The following is a 15678-nucleotide window of genomic DNA, read 5'->3' on the forward strand; positions in this document are numbered from 1 at the left end:
ATTTTATGCAATATTATATAAAATAGCCGGACTATTATCCGGCTATATAGACTATAATTGATACAAAAGTTAACTTAGAATCAGGTTCTGATAAATAAGCACTATAAGCTTATAATTCCAGGCGCTGTTTGTCTTTCAAGAGCTGCTCTTTTAGTTTGGCATAGTCAACTTCCTGAACCGAAACATTTCTGTCAATCGCCTGAACAGCGGCAGTGGCTGCGCTTTGTCCGAGGATCATAAAAACCGGTTCCATTCGGATCGAACCATAAGCAATATGCGAACTTGACAAACAAACAGGCACCAGCAAATTCAGGCAATCTTCTTTTTTGGGAATAATGGAAGCGTAGGAAATGCTGTAAGGATTTTTGGGATGAACACCAATATCACCCTCATTCTGCACAAAACCATCCGCTTTTACATACCGTTGCGCATTATGTGAATCCAAAGAATAAGAACCCATACCCACAGATCCAGAAACTGCTTTTTTGCCTAATGTCTCATTTTCAGTCATCACTTCCTGCCCGATCATCCGGCGCGCTTCGCGTACATAAATTTGGTGAGGCCAGCCACCATTATCCTTAAATTCATCTTTTGGCAAACCCCAGGTATTCATTTCCTTACGCACATCTGCCGGAACTTTTGCATCATTTGAAAGATAGTACATCAGGCCTTTTTGATAAAGTTCGTGTTCTTTGATAATCTCCTTTCTTCTCTCATAAGTTGCCTCCGGATAATCATAGTTCATACCAATATAGTCGGTGCTGAAAGGGCCATGATTATTGGTATCCGTTTTTTTATTTGGAATCGGATCGTATTTGTTAAATGTTTCTGTCCACCCAGCTTTGTAAACTCTTGCAAGCAATTCATATTTAGAAGCGTCATAACCAGCCGGTTTTGTAAAAGGAATACGATTTTCAGGATTTCCTGACAAACACATCCGGAAACAGTATGCCTGTATCTTGTTATCACCCGCACCTTTTTCTCCGATTTTTTCAGAAGAAATATAAGGAAGCAATCCACTTTTGGGGTCTCCTTCAATTTTATAAGGACTAATGTTTTTTTGAAAATAATGACCGTGTTGAAAAACTTCAGGCTGAATTCCGTCCCATTCTTCATTGTAAACACTATTCGCCTCACGTCCAACATGATATTTCACCCCGGCAGCGGCCATTAGATCGCCTTCATAGGTCGCGTCTATGAACATTTTGCCAGTAAATGTCTTCCCGGAAAGCGTTTTAATCGAAATAATCTTTCCGTCTTTTTTAGTCAAACCTTTCGCTCTGTCCAGCCATTCGTCTCTGTAAATTTTGATATTGTTCTCTTTTACAAAATCTTCAAAAACCTTTTCAGCTACATGCGGTTCAAATATCCACATCGTTCTGTCGGTTCCGTCCATTGCAGGAGTGCCCTGGCCTTTGTTGCCATATTCTTCTTTTTTCTGCCACTTCCATCCTTCCGGTTTGTCATATTCCATATAAACGCGGTGGTAAAATTCTCTTGACAAACCGCCAATTACTGATTTATTTCCGGTATCCGTAAAACCAAGTCCGCCAGATGAAAGCCCGCCTAAATGTTTGTCGGGAGAAACTACGATAACAGTTTTCCCTTGTTTTACCACCTGCACTGCGGCGGTTATGGCTCCGGAAGTTCCTCCGTAAATGACTACGTCCGCATCGTATGAATCTTTCGTTTTCTGATCTGCTGAACAGGATGTAAAAGAAAATGTTATAATGGCCAGTATTGTCAACCTCAAAATTTGTCTCATTAGTTAATTGGGTTAGGTATTTAATTATTGAAAATCGGGAACAAACAAAACGGCATCAGCTACCAAAGTGCCTGTGGCAGCTTTTGCAGCAATTTTGACATTTGCAGTGTTCCCTTTTGGAAGATTGAATTTGCCCACGTGAAACCATTCTCCGGAAGTTTGACCTTCCACAACGATATCAGATTCTTTGACTACAATTCCTTTATTTGTTTTACCATCAGAAACTGTCAGATCCATTTCTGATGCCATTTTTGGGATTTTGGGAAAATAGGCGTAAATATTATATTCTCCGTTTTTGGAAATGGCCGGAGTAAAAGTTACCGAACGGGATGATTTCCCATTATCACTCGCCTTGATAAAAGATGGACCATATCCGCCTTTTTTCTCAACAGTCCATTCGCCTTCTGTTTTAACATGGCTTGCATCTTCATTATCCACCAATATTTCAGCAGCCGAATTGTTGGCAAGCGGATTGCTTTTTAATTGCTGCTGCAATTTTACGATATCAATTTTCTGAACTGACGTTTTTCCATCAATCGCCATCACGGCGGCTGCGGCGGAAGATTGTGCAAGTACCATAAATACCGGCTCCATCCGGATAGATCCATACGCAATGTGCGTCGCAGACAAGCAAACCGGCACCAGCAAATTACTGCATTCCGCTTCTTTCGGAACAAGGCAATGATAAGAAATTGGATAAGGACCAAAACCACCCTGCTCCACATTTCCTTCATTTTTCACCATTCCGTTGACAACAATCCGTTGGCAATTGTGGGAATCCATGGTGTAGGCGGCCATTCCTACACCCTCTTTTACCACTTCTTTTCCTTCACAATTCGCCTGGGTCATGACATAATTCCCGATCATACGCCTTGCTTCACGGATATATAACTGTGGCGACCAGTTTCCCGAATCCGTATATTCATCTTTGGGATATCCCCATTTTAACATTTCCTCTCGGATTCCAGATGCTACTCTTTCATCATGTCCGAAGAAGTAAAGCAGACTTTTCGTGTACGATTCGTGACGGTCAATAATTTTCTTTCTGGTTTTGTAATCCGCATCCGGATAATCATAATCCATGCCAATCATGTCGGTAGAAAAACCACCTTTGTTATTGATATCGGTTTTATTATTCGGCATTTTACTCCAGATAAAATAATCTTCGAGTTTCGTTTTCTGCGGTTGTTTCTGCATTAATCTTACTAAAAGATCAAACTGGGAAGGATCGTAATTCTCCGGCTTAGATATGGCGACGCTATTTTTTGGATCCGAAGAAAGACAAATCCGGTAATTATAGGCCTGGACTTTTTTATCTCCGCTGCCATTTGGTTGAAGATTGTCCGATGAAATCCCCCATAACAATCCACTTTCAGGTTTTCCCGGAATTTTGTAAGGATCCACCCCATCTGGTAATTGATGTCCATCCTGTAACTGAACTCCATTAATGGTCTCTTTGTAATCAGCATTTGCTTCTCTGCCAACTTTGTAAGAAACGCCTGCTTTTGCCATCAGATCACCTTCATAGGTACAATCAATAAACATTTTGGCAGAAATAATCTGATTGGTTTTGGAATCAGGGTTATCACTTTTTTCCAAACCTATGGATTGGATCGCTTTTCCCGATTTGTTGACCTTTGTAATTCTGTGCTGATAAACTACCTGGATTCCAGCTTCATCAAGATATTGCTGTAGGTACTTTTTGGCAACATGCGGTTCAAAGATCCATTGTTCAAATTTCCCGTAGTGCGTACCAATGCGACGGTAAAAATCTCTGGACAAACCTGAAATCGCATATTTATTTCCAATATCGGTATAGCCGAGCCCGCCGGAGGTCATTCCTCCCAAATGGCTTCCAGGCTCAATCAGTATGACCGATTTACCAAGTTTTTTTGCTGTGTAAGCCGCAATTATGCCCGCCGAAGTTGCTCCGTAAATGCAAATATCAGCTTGTTCCGGGGCCTCAGTCCTAGACTGAAACCCCGACAAAACAAAAGCAACAATGCACGCAATATGTGCCAGTTTTATATTCATTTTATCAAAAATAAAATAGAAAAATTAGTAACTAAATCAGTACCCCGGATTTTGGTCGGCAGCTGTAAGTGCCTTATTATACAAAAGTTCAGAATTCGGAATTGGCCATAACATGTGTTTCTCAGCCACCACAATATTTTTTACTTCCAGAATTCTTTGTTTTGCAATACCAAGTCGTTTTAGATCCAGCCAGCGTTTTCCTTCATACATCGTTTCATAACCACGCTCCTGAACCACCTTATCAATAAATGTTGTAAGCGTAAAATCGGCCAGTTTGAAATCCACCGGAGAAACTGTTTCCGCAGGATATCCATACGCCCGGCGATGTACTTTGTTCAGACTTTCCAAAGCGGCAGCGGTTGGACCCGCATTTGCGCGGGCATCATTTTCAGCATGAAACAACAGCAAATCCGCATAACGGTACCATGGATAATCATTAGCGGCACCACTCGTCGCGCTTGGATCTCTGAATTTTCTATACAGACAAGAATTTACGCCTAACCCTATGTCCACGTTATACAAAATGTGCGCTTTTCTCAAATCTTTTATATCCCATCTTTTAATTACAGCATTGGAAACCGAGTCTGTATACTGCGCATATACTCCACCCGGACCGTAGTAATTATAAACGCTGGTTTTGCGGTGCGCATAAGCAACAAGACCAAATCCCTGCTGACGGTTGTATTTGAAGTAAAATATTTCCTCAGGCGTATTTACTACATCCGGTCCGTAAATCTTTTGAAAATCTTCTGGCTGGGTTACAGCGACCAACGAAAATTTACCCGAATCAATCACTTCCTTTGCTTTGGCACTTGATGATTTCCAGTCTTCCTTGTACATATAAATTTCAGAAAGCAACGTTTTCGCAGCCCATTTCGATGGCCTCCCAATCGCAGCCGGAACGTCAGGAAGTCCTTTTTCCGCTTCCAGCGCATCACTCAGAATCAAATCATAAACCTCTGCAACGCTTGATCTTTTCAAATCAGCAACCGTCATATTTGCTTCTGTCCTGATGGGCACACCAGACCAGTTACGCACCAGAGCAAAATAAATCAACGAACGCAAATATTTGGCTTCGGCTATATATTTCACTTTGTCGGCGTCGGAAATACTGCTTCCATTTGGTGTATTTGAAATAACAAGATTGGCATTACGGATGGATTGATAAAAATTATCCCAGATTACACCCACCCGATTTATGTTGGTATTATCCAAACCCTGATATAAACTTACGGGCGTCTGACTTCCGCGGGAATTACCATAATCTGCCAAACCTTCAAGCTGAGCTGGATAGTTTATAGAAAGACCATTATCAGACCGCATTGGGCCATAAATAGCATTTACTGCCGCTTCAACTTCCGCAGCCGTGTTATAAAAATTTTCTGACTCAAGCGACTTTGGTTTTTCAATCAGGGAATCGGTACAGGAAGCCAGAAAAAGTGCTGAAAATATAAAAATCAATAGCTTATTCATATCAATATTTTTTGCTTGTAAAAATTAAAATCCAACTCTGATCCCCACGGTTGTTGTTTTGGCAACCGGATAAACATAATGATCTATACCCTGCAAAATCGAATTGGAACTACCGTAAGAATTGATTTCAGGATCGTACCAGGAATATTTGGTGATCGTAAAAAGATTCTGGGTACTTACATATATCTGGGCATGGGTCATCCATTTTATGTTCAGTTTGGACACCGGCACATTATAGCTCAGCTGGATATTCTTAAATCTTAAAAACGATCCGTTTTCAACAAAACGATCAGAAACCTGTGGCTGGGAAGAGGTTTTTATAACCGGATATTTCGCATTGGTATTGGTAGGAGTCCAATGATTTTCAAAAACTTCCTTTGGCATATTCAAAGCTTGTCCGTAATCATTTGTCTGATTTACCGCACTCAGATTGAAAATATCATTTCCCTGACTGCCTTGAACAAAAATGGATAAATCGAAATTCTTGTAGCTCATATTAGAACTTAATCCATACGTAAATTTCGGATTTGGATTACCTATGATCTTTTTATCACCAGCGTCACGGACGCCATTGTTGTTAAAATCCTCATAAACAACCATTCCCTTTTCGTCATATCCTTTGGAAACGTAGCCATAAAAAGAACCAAGAGATTCTCCTTCACGCAGGATATTGATGTTATCATTGACAACAGAAATATTGATCGCGTCGCCCAGAATATCATTTCCGCCATAAAGTTTGACAACCTTATTTTTGTTGAACGAAATATTACCTCCTAGATCCCATTTAAAATCTCCTTGTAAAACCTTCGCATTTGCAGAAAATTCGAAACCCTTGTTTTGAATTTTACCAATATTCTGAATGGTATATCCGTAACCCAAAGATGAAGGTAACTGAACATTATTCAGCAGGTCGCTTGTATTTTTGATATAATAATCTGCTGTAAAACTGAACCGGTTATTGAGAATACTGAAATCAATTCCTGCATCCGTTTGTTCCGTCGTTTCCCATTTCAGAGGACCAGCAAGCCTGTTTGTAGGTGAATAGGCAGTGGTTAACGCATCGCCAAAAACGACCTGACTAGAAGCAAGTTGATTAAGTGTCTGGTAAGGATTGATTGCCGTATTACCTGTCTTACCATAGCCAGCCCGTATTTTCAGATCAGATATAAAAGGAATTTTTTTAATAAAATCCTCCTCAGCAAGTCTCCATGCTAATGCGGCAGATGGAAAATAGCCCCATTTCTGGCCTTCGCTGTAACGGGAAGAGCCATCAGCCCGGAAGCTTATTGTGGCTAAAATCCTATTGTTAAATGTGTAATTTGCCCTAGCCAGATAAGACATCAAACTCCATTTGGCATAATTTGAAAACGGAATCCCTTGCGTTGCAGCTGCACCGATATCATAACTTTCCTGATTGTTGCTGATAAATCCGCTCCCGGAGGTATTTAATTGTGTGGTTGTATAATCCTGGTAAGTAAAACCTGCAACTGCCGAAATACTATGTTTGCCGAATTCTTTACGATAGCTTGCTGTATTTTCCGTCAAGAGACTGCTGACACGCGTTGTATTGATAAGCGCGCTACCCTTTGAATTCACAAACCTGTTAGTCGTATATCCATTTTCCCTGTCGTCAGTACTTTCGATACCACCCATTGTTTTTAGTATTAATCCGGGAATCGGCTCAAAAGTCACGGCAGCATTTGCCAGTACTTTATTTGACTGGATATGATTTTTCTGCTCGTTTATGAAATTCAACGGGTTAATAATGGCGTTGGATCCCCAGGAATATGTCTCCCCTAAATTCGACAACGTCCCGTCGGTTTTATAGGGTTCTACCGTAGGATAGCCAGATAATATAGCAGAAAATAACGAACCTCCCCTGTTACCCTTTTCAGAATTTTTTCTATCCGTATCAATGCGACTTAATACTGAATTGACGTCAAGCTTAAACTTTTTACCAAGATCAGAATTGATATTAAACCGAAGCGAATTTCGCTTGTAATTACTTCCTGTGACAATGCCGTCCTGGTTGAAATTACTTCCCGAAACCGAAAATCTCGTTTTTTCGCTACCTCCATTTACCGATATAGATTGATTTTGAATGGGTGCAGATTGAAATACAAGATCCTGCCAGTCCGTTCCCTTTCCAAAACCTGCTATCTGGTCCTGCGTAAAATGCGGAGCTAAACCGTCATTAGCTGCTTGTTCGTTATAAAACTGTGCGTATTGCGTGGCGTCCATTAAATCCAGTTTTTTTCTGATTTTCTGGACACCGTAATAGCCATCGTATTCAACATTGATACGGCCTGTTTTACCTCTCTTTGTAGTGATCAAAACAACACCATTTGCACCTCTTGAACCATAAATAGCAGTGGCGGAAGCATCTTTTAAAACTTCTATTGATTCAATATCAGCATTATTAAGCAAAGTCGGATTTCCGGAATATGGAAATCCATCGACCACGTAAAGCGGTTCATTACTTCCCTGAATAGAGTTAGTACCTCGTACACGTACACTGATTGCACTTCCGGGAGCACCGGTATTTTGAGAAACGTAAACACCAGCTGCCCTTCCCGCCAAAGATTGCACCATCGAAGTTGCCGGATAAGCATTTATTTCTCCCGACTTGATCGAAGCAACGGAACCTGTGAGATCACTTTTCTTTACCTGTCCGTATCCAATCACAACAATTTCCTGTAACGATTTATCTTCCAAAGCTAAGTTGATCGTCAAGGCAGACTGGCTGCCCAATACAATTTCCTGGGTTTTGAAACCTACAAAACTAAAAACCAGCACTGCCCTGGCGGCGATATCATCTCCAACTTCCAGTTTAAATCCTCCGTCAATATCGGTCGTAGTGCCGGTCTGCGTGCCTTTTAAAACGACACTCACGCCCGGTAAACCTAAACCTGCCTCATCCAAAACTTTTCCGGAAATATTCTTTTTTGGCGCATTACTTTTTACTGGTGGCTGTGTTTCAGGTAAATTATCCATTCTTTTCAAAATGATGATTTTTCCTGATAATTCGTATTGTAAACCTAGCGGAGTCAATATGTCGTCAAGCACTTCATACAAAGGTTTATTCTGTGCTGTGACATTTACTTTCCTACCCGATTGGATCAGCTTTGAGCTAAATACAAACCGGACGTCTACTTGCTTTTCGACTTGATGCAGAACTTTTTTAATTTCATTCCCATTTGCACTAATAGAAATTTTCTGGCTCAGCAGCGTTTGGCCATAGCTTTCATGTGCATAGCCCGAGCTGATAAATAGAAACGCCAGGATAAATTGTGTAGCTGTTAGTCGCATAATCCAAAGTAATACCTGATGGTATTGTACTGGTTTTTTCATAGATTTGATTGTTTTGTTAAGCTTGAAAATTTGGCAAAATGATCCCCGCCTCCTTTTCGGAGGTCAACTGGTGCTAACCTGGGGATTGATCCGGAGTCGGTAATGCGGGAACATTACCGGCTCTTTTTGTTTTTAAATTATGATGTTATAATCTCAAATAAAATAAAGTTAAATGTTCGTAAAATATTAATTATCAACTCATTATCATTAAAAATCAATTCTTGCATCCTCCACCATGAATTACGATCTGCCCATCCAGAATTTCATAGTTTGCTTCAATAGCTTTGCATATAATGGTTAGCTTTTCGTGTAGTGTCTGATTATCAAGAATCGCCGTTAACGGACATCCTTTCAGTAATTCTTCGTCATAGAGAATATCAATTCCATACGTTTTGGCAATTGAATCAAAAACATCTGTAACAGGCGCATCTTCAAAAATAAACTGTGGAATTTTAGCTTTGGCGATAATGATTTCAGGTCGTTCAACCAATGTTTTTACCATGCGAATCTGATCACGGCTGTAAATGATCTTTTGATTTGGAGATAACACAATACCTTCCAACTCATGATTAGTGGTTTTCTCTTTGATATCAGGATCCGACTTGGCAAAAACGGATACTCTTCCTGTTTTCACTTCAACCGTTATTTCCCTGGATGTCTTATAAGCTTTAATTCTAAAACTAGTACCCAAAACTTTCGTTACCAATTCATTGGCATATACAAAAAAAGGACGGCCAGGATCTTTTGAAATATCAAAAAAAGCTTCTCCGGTTAAAAAAACTTCCCTTTTATTGTTTTCAAAATTTTCAGGATAACGGATCGCGCTTGAAGGTGCCAGTGTAATTTTACTTCCGTCCTTTAACGCAACCAATATCGGCTCCGATGTTGTGTTAATTTTCTGCGCGAATCTGGTTTTCTCTTTAGTTATAATTTCTTTTTCAACAGTACTAAGCTGGTTATTAACATTTATCCGAGATTTTGCGAGCCAGCCAAACAGTATGATTAAGGTAAGTGAGGCAGCAATTTTGAACCAAACTTGTTGATAAAACGGAATAATTTTAAGATTGGTTTTGCGCGAATCGTCACTGATAACGGGTATCGTTCTGGCAATTGTTTCTTTTACAATTTCAGCAATTTCCTGATTTGAAATTTCCGGTTCTTTTACTTGCAGAGACAGAACAATTTGTCTGGCCTGATTGATTTTTTCAGACATTTCAGGATTTTCAGACAACCATTCTTTCCATGTACTATCAGTTTCACGCGTAGGTAAAAGCACCCACTGGCGAAAGAATGTATCCCAAACAAGATCTTCAATTCCGTAATTTTTATAATCATTCATATCCTTCAATGTCATCTATCATACGATAGACAAAAACATATCAGGCATACCATTAATTTTTAAAGTATTTCTAAAAAAATTGATAAAAATATTTTTAGAAAGTTTTATAATCTCAGTTTATATGAGAAAATGAATGAATGCCAATATCAAAATTCCTGATTTCCAGTGTTTTTTCAACTGTTTGATGGCGATTTGGAGAAGGTTGGAGACTGTTTGCGGAGAAATATTCATTACTTCGGAAATCTGGCTGCGGTCCATTTCCTGAAAGTATTTAAGATATACTACTTCCTTTTGTCGCAAAGGAAGTTCGTCAAGCAGTTTTTTTAATTTTTGTGTAACAACAAGGCTGGATTCATTTTCAATATATTCTTCCTCCACCGAAAATTCAATATCAAAACTCCCGTTGATCTCTTCAATGGAATTATCAGATAATATGGGCTTGGACATAGCACTTCTATGCATAAGTCTGCGTAAGGATGCCATCAGGTAAGGTTTTACTGCAATATCACTGCTGAGATTCTGCCTGCGCTCCCATAATACCAAAAAAAGATCCTGAATGTTATCTTTTATAAATTCTTTGTCTTTTGAAAACTTGCTCCCATAATGAAATAAAGTACGAAAATGGAGTGTCATCAGGTGATCAAACGCTTCCACTTCTCCGGCTAGAAATCGCTGCCAGATGACTTTATCATCCGGAACTTCTTTCAAATGGGTAGTAGAATGCATAGGTTTTTTAGAATTATACTTCAAAATAACATAAGTAGACTACAAATCGCAATAGATTTTATATAATTATTTCTAATCTTTATTTTTTATTATTCAAAAAAAGTATATTCGTAATATCCCGAATGCGCAAATTTGTAAAACGGACCCGCCCTACACCGGTCCAAAAACGGATCTCAAAATTTGAAAGTTTGGTGGCTGTGTACGCAGATGCACCCGGAAAAGCACTAGCCTCATCGGCGATTAATTCATCATTCACCCATAAATCATATTTCCCGGGCATTACTTTAAAATCAGGATTAGCAGCAGTCTCAGGCTTTCGGTAAATCTGCCCATCCGGGGAATTATTCAGGAGCCAGGTCACGGTTACAGGTGTTTTAAGTGGTAACGGACTACTTTTCCGATTTGTCTGAATATCATGCACAACAAATGAAGATGACAAAAAATCAATCGAAAAACGGCTAAACAAAGTACTGTTGGCAGGAAATGTACTATTGGTCGGTGAAAAATTTTCTCCCGAATAAAAATACAAAGCATTCACATCGGCAACACTGATTTCTTCCACACTAAAAGTAATCTGGATATATAATGTTTGTGGATTTGGTGAAAAAGAGTTTGCGCTTAATGCTCTTAATAGGCCTCCATTGGTAGCTTGTAATCTGGTCATATCCATGTAGCCATCACCAAATTCAAATTTTGAAAGTACAGGATTTGTTGTAATCAAGTTACTGAACTGGCTTGGACCCGAAAAATTTTCCTGTATATAATTAGTCTGGCCCCGACAATTACTTATTGTCCAAACGAGCAAGATCACAAAAAAGCAAGTGTGTGTAAAGTAATTATTAATCATAATCACCAAGTTATAATTAAAGAAAATGCTGACAGTTAGACGCTAACATGGGTATCCGTCACTCGGTTTGCCTCAAAACAAAAACTCCTTCTCTGAGACCAGCTCAAAAAAGGGGTTTCAAACCATTCCCAGCATTTTTAATTGAGATGAACAATTTTAAAAACACGGACTATGCCATCTTCCTGTTCCAGATGAATGAAGTAAGTTCCGGGAACATAGGACTTCATGTCCACTCTCATCGATGCGAAAGAAATCTGGGCATCAAACATTACCCTGCCGTAGGAATCAATTAAGCGTATTTTCCGGACCCGCCTGTTACTGATTGCAATTTGCAGAACATCCGTTACAGGATTGGGATATAATTTTGCCCAGGAAAATTCAGGAAAATTGACTGATTGGATTCGACTATAAGCAAACGAACCATCCATATCAATCATCTTTAAGCGGTAATAATTTAATCCTGATTCGGGTATACTGTCGACAAAATTGTAATTACTTTTTGCATTGCTATTACCCATCGCCTGCTTAATTCCCAAATTCATCCAGCTCTTTGCATCTTTACTTCTTTCAATTTCAAAATAATCACTGTTCAGTTCTGTTGAAGTGGCCCATGTAAGCAACGAAGTTAAACCTTCTTTTGCCGCGTCAAAGCTGATTAAAGTAACGGGTAAAGGAACCGTGGTAATGTCAAGCGTTACAGTTGCTACATTAGTCGGCTGCCCACTTCGATCGCTAACGGTATAAGTAAACGTATCCAGCCCTTCATAGTCCTTATTTGCCAGGTACAAAAATCTTCCCCCGCTTTTATAAACCTGCCCATGCCCTGGCAGTGTTTTTATTATCATGGTAGTAGTATCCAAAGCTGCGCAAAGTGACTGATCATTTTGCAGCACATCTAGATTAAGGATTTCATTATTTTTACCCGAAATTCTGTCATCCACCGCGGAAGGTACATTGTACGAAAGTATAATAGCAATTGAAATACCAGAGCTGCAACCTTCAGTATTCAGGGCAAAAACAGTGTAACTTGCTTCATCTGAAACTACCAGTTCATTTTGCGTCTGGCCAGGTATAATTTCTCCGTTTTTATGCCATTCATAACTATTGGCATTGGATGATACTGCTTTTAACCTCAGCGTTGTACCCTTACAAATAGAAACCGGTTTTGCACCGCTCTGCGCAAAGGCAAGAGCGGGCAAAATCAGCAGAACCAGCGTAGCAAAGGTTACGAGTTTCATGAATTGTTTTGTGAAATGTCCTTTATGAAAATCAAATCATATCGGAATAAATAATCCCTGGCCTTAGTTGAAAAGAAGATTAGTAACAACAGGAATTGCAAGGTCATTTTTAATCTCTTTGCTTATACCTGTGATTGCACCTTGTCCAATGATTTTTGTTGCAGTTGGAATTAAAGCACCAGAAATTACATCAGTACCTCCAAGAACCAGGTAATCACAAGCAACTGAATAATTACCAGCCTGGTTAATTGTCAAAATATTTCCGTTTGCCGTTCCCCCGCCAGTCCATGCAAATGGAGCAAGCGCTACATTATATTTGCTTTTTAACAAACCCAATGCTGTTGCGTCCAAACTTACATTCACAGTTAAATCCGCACTGAAGGCACCAACGCAAAAGTTATCTTTTGGAGTGGTAATAGACAATGTTAGTTTAGGAAGTACTACAATCGTATGTTCAACAACGGTTGAAAGACAGCCTCCCAAACTAGCGATAACACCTAATGAAATTTTATGTTCTTCGGATACACCCGGAACTGCCAAATCGAACTTCTTAGTCAGTTTACCAATTCCATCCGTAAGCGTAGTAAGAGCCTGCGTATCTACATACCACAGAATAGAAGAAAAAGCAGAAGCACCCTCAGGCGATAACTCAAAATTTTGTCCATCCAAAACATAATAAGTATTCGCTTTTGATTCAGAGAAAACTGCAACAATGAACATAAAGCTCAGGCAAAGAGAAATAATGATCTTTTTCATAACATTGATTTAATTAAGGAAGATTTACGTATTAATTTTTCATTGATTTGGCGGACATGAATTTTATGAAACTATCCATTTCTGTTTTTCAATTGTACGAGCATCCTTTTTCTTGTTGAATAAAAAGGATTTGTCAAACCATTTCTTAAAAGTTTTGACATAGAGGAATCTGCGTTTTTTCAATAAAGATTTCTTGATTTACGTGAGAAATATTACATGGTTAGTATATCAAATTCATTTCGATAGATAATATTTTGATAAAAAATGCCGGTTAAACTGTGTTATATAGGATTTTAATTGTTTTTGCACAGAATTGAGTTCAACCATCAATATTTGAACTCAATTCTATATACGCATCTAAAATCAGGACATAGAAGATCCTTACATTTTTCGTTGTGTGAAAAATTTGAAATTTTATGTCAATCGAATATCGGACCGGACCAGACATAATCTGCCCCTTTATTGATTTGTTAAATCAATAGTTATCCAATTTGATCAATGAAAATTGTGAGAATAGCTTTGCCCTGATAAAAAAACCAGCTTGTAGGCGGGAGCCTTGGCGTAGAAGAGTAATTCTTTTTTCATAACGTTGTATTAAAATTTAAGTGAGAAATATTTAGTATATTATTTTACAAAATATTCATTTTAAGGCACTAAGGCTATTGGTGGCACAATCGGTGGATTAATTGTATTTACCGTAACCCTGGTACGTCCGGAAGGAACTGTGCAACCGGATTTTGTAATGTCCACATAATATTCTTTTTTAGCCACAGTAGTCAGATCTGTTGCTAAAAAGGGTATCTGCCCAACCAATGCCCCCAAAAGTGTGCCCTGGCGAACTGCGTTATACCAGGTATATGTAAAGTCTCCTATGTTAGCGATATTTGACTGGACTGTTGTTGCTGCCAGATTAATTGTACCTACATTCGTACAAGCCATTACATCAGAGGCCGTAGGGGCATCAGGAACACGTCTGACATCAAATACATTTAAGCCATTGCCATTCAGCGATACACCCAAAAGCCCAAGATCAAAATCCAATGTAACACGGTCAAATACTACTGATGAATTACTGATATCCTTTGGAGCAAAATATGAAGTTACTGCGGTACTCCCGGACGTTAATAATCCCAAAAGATCAACATCAAGCAATGAACTTAGTGGCCTGGATATACCAACAGCATTACTGCCATTATATCCCTGAATTTTTACAGCCTTTCCAACATCTATGTTTACCAATGCAGATCCTTTTGAAAAGATAACTCTGACAGCATCGCCTGAATTTGAATTACCGTTAAAATAAAATGTTTGGATGATATGCCCTGATACGCTCACACCCGCTGTGTTGTAAGCAGATCCTGTAATTACGTCTGTGTCTATTGCATTTCCAGGATTAGCAATGGTCACAGAGCCCAAAGTAAGTCCTGAGAAAGCCGTTGCCGTTACATTTGGCAAACCGCAATCCGCTATGTTAAACGGAAAAGGGTTTGTGTCGTTAGACTGATTTGGGCCATAAAACACATAAAAAACATCCAGATTATTCGTTCCAAGCGCTAGCGGAGAGGTCAGTAATATTCTTACACTCCGGAAAGCACCAGTTGGTTTGATTGCCATGTATGCATTCCCATCAGCTGTGTAATAAGTCACTGGCGTCGAATTTTCCAAATTAACAGTGCTTCCTGTTCCCGTCGCCGTCGCATATACCTGTAAAGAAATCCCGCCACCCAGCAGGGCTATTGCTCCGGTACCTACTTTGACATATACAGTTTTATTTGCGGCTACATCACTTGGGAATGCCATCTGCAACCAAGCTGTGGCTACACCTGCAGTACTGCTTACAGACAAACGAGTACCGGCATTAACCGGCTTGGTCTGGCCCGTGCTGCCACTCGCCACAGCATTGGCCGGATTAGTAATTATGAAACTTCCAGTTGGAATATGCGTAATTGGAATTTCAGGAAACGTACCACCATTAGTCTGTGAATTTGCATACACAGCATCATTGGGCTGGCAATAACCAACCAAATTCAATATGCATAGAAAAATAAAAATTAGTGGGTATAACAACCTTCTCATAAGCTTGTACAAAATACCATTTTGTAGAACTACTTCTAGCTTGATACAATAATATGCAATCTTTACTACATTC

General features: G+C 39.3%; 10 protein-coding genes. All 10 read right to left on the minus strand.

The features are described 5' to 3' along the window. Positions 1-109: 109 nt before the first annotated feature. The gene (locus FZF08_RS08580) at positions 110-1765 is read right to left on the minus strand and encodes an FAD-dependent oxidoreductase (RefSeq protein ID WP_159468223.1); all 1656 of its coding nucleotides are present in this window, start codon (positions 1763-1765) and stop codon (positions 110-112) included. 24 nt (positions 1766-1789) lie between these two features. Next, a complete protein-coding gene (locus tag FZF08_RS08585; RefSeq protein ID WP_159468224.1) occupies positions 1790-3799 on the minus strand; it encodes an FAD-dependent oxidoreductase in 2010 nt (669 codons plus the stop codon). A 36-nt stretch (positions 3800-3835) separates the two neighbouring features. Next, positions 3836-5272: a RagB/SusD family nutrient uptake outer membrane protein gene (locus tag FZF08_RS08590; protein ID WP_159468225.1), complete on the minus strand. Its 1437-nt coding sequence runs from the start codon at positions 5270-5272 to the stop codon at positions 3836-3838. Positions 5273-5296: 24 nt separating this feature from the next. After that, the gene (locus tag FZF08_RS08595) at positions 5297-8623 is read right to left on the minus strand and encodes a TonB-dependent receptor (protein ID WP_229216462.1); all 3327 of its coding nucleotides are present in this window, start codon (positions 8621-8623) and stop codon (positions 5297-5299) included. Between the two features lie 214 nt (positions 8624-8837). Further along, entirely contained in the window at positions 8838-9962 is a 1125-nt protein-coding gene (locus FZF08_RS08600) for a FecR family protein (RefSeq protein ID WP_159468226.1), read from the minus strand. Positions 9963-10079: 117 nt separating this feature from the next. Beyond that, complete coding sequence (locus FZF08_RS08605; RefSeq protein ID WP_159468227.1) at positions 10080-10688, minus strand: RNA polymerase sigma factor; 609 nt, start codon at positions 10686-10688, stop codon at positions 10080-10082. A 79-nt stretch (positions 10689-10767) separates the two neighbouring features. Beyond that, positions 10768-11409 carry a hypothetical protein gene (locus FZF08_RS08610; RefSeq protein WP_159468228.1) on the minus strand — a complete coding sequence of 214 codons (642 nt, stop codon included), beginning with the start codon at positions 11407-11409 and terminating at the stop codon, positions 10768-10770. Between the two features lie 263 nt (positions 11410-11672). Next, positions 11673-12773 carry an Ig-like domain-containing protein gene (locus tag FZF08_RS08615; RefSeq protein ID WP_159468229.1) on the minus strand — a complete coding sequence of 367 codons (1101 nt, stop codon included), beginning with the start codon at positions 12771-12773 and terminating at the stop codon, positions 11673-11675. Positions 12774-12836: 63 nt separating this feature from the next. After that, complete coding sequence (locus FZF08_RS08620) at positions 12837-13529, minus strand: hypothetical protein (RefSeq protein WP_159468230.1); 693 nt, start codon at positions 13527-13529, stop codon at positions 12837-12839. A 645-nt stretch (positions 13530-14174) separates the two neighbouring features. Beyond that, complete coding sequence (locus FZF08_RS08625) at positions 14175-15524, minus strand: hypothetical protein (RefSeq protein ID WP_159468231.1); 1350 nt, start codon at positions 15522-15524, stop codon at positions 14175-14177. Positions 15525-15678 lie beyond the last annotated feature (154 nt).

The sequence above is a fragment of the Dyadobacter sp. 3J3 genome (genome assembly GCF_009801115.1).
Lineage (GTDB): Bacteria > Bacteroidota > Bacteroidia > Cytophagales > Spirosomataceae > Dyadobacter.

Coding starts and splice junctions, on each gene's coding strand:
- FZF08_RS08580 (WP_159468223.1), bottom strand. CDS start 1,765: ATGAGACAAATTTTGAGGTTGACAATACTGGCCATTATAACATTTTCT.
- FZF08_RS08585 (WP_159468224.1), bottom strand. CDS start 3,799: ATGAATATAAAACTGGCACATATTGCGTGCATTGTTGCTTTTGTTTTG.
- FZF08_RS08590 (WP_159468225.1), bottom strand. CDS start 5,272: ATGAATAAGCTATTGATTTTTATATTTTCAGCACTTTTTCTGGCTTCC.
- FZF08_RS08595 (WP_229216462.1), bottom strand. CDS start 8,623: ATGAAAAAACCAGTACAATACCATCAGGTATTACTTTGGATTATGCGA.
- FZF08_RS08600 (WP_159468226.1), bottom strand. CDS start 9,962: ATGAATGATTATAAAAATTACGGAATTGAAGATCTTGTTTGGGATACA.
- FZF08_RS08605 (WP_159468227.1), bottom strand. CDS start 10,688: ATGCATTCTACTACCCATTTGAAAGAAGTTCCGGATGATAAAGTCATC.
- FZF08_RS08615 (WP_159468229.1), bottom strand. CDS start 12,773: ATGAAACTCGTAACCTTTGCTACGCTGGTTCTGCTGATTTTGCCCGCT.
- FZF08_RS08620 (WP_159468230.1), bottom strand. CDS start 13,529: ATGAAAAAGATCATTATTTCTCTTTGCCTGAGCTTTATGTTCATTGTT.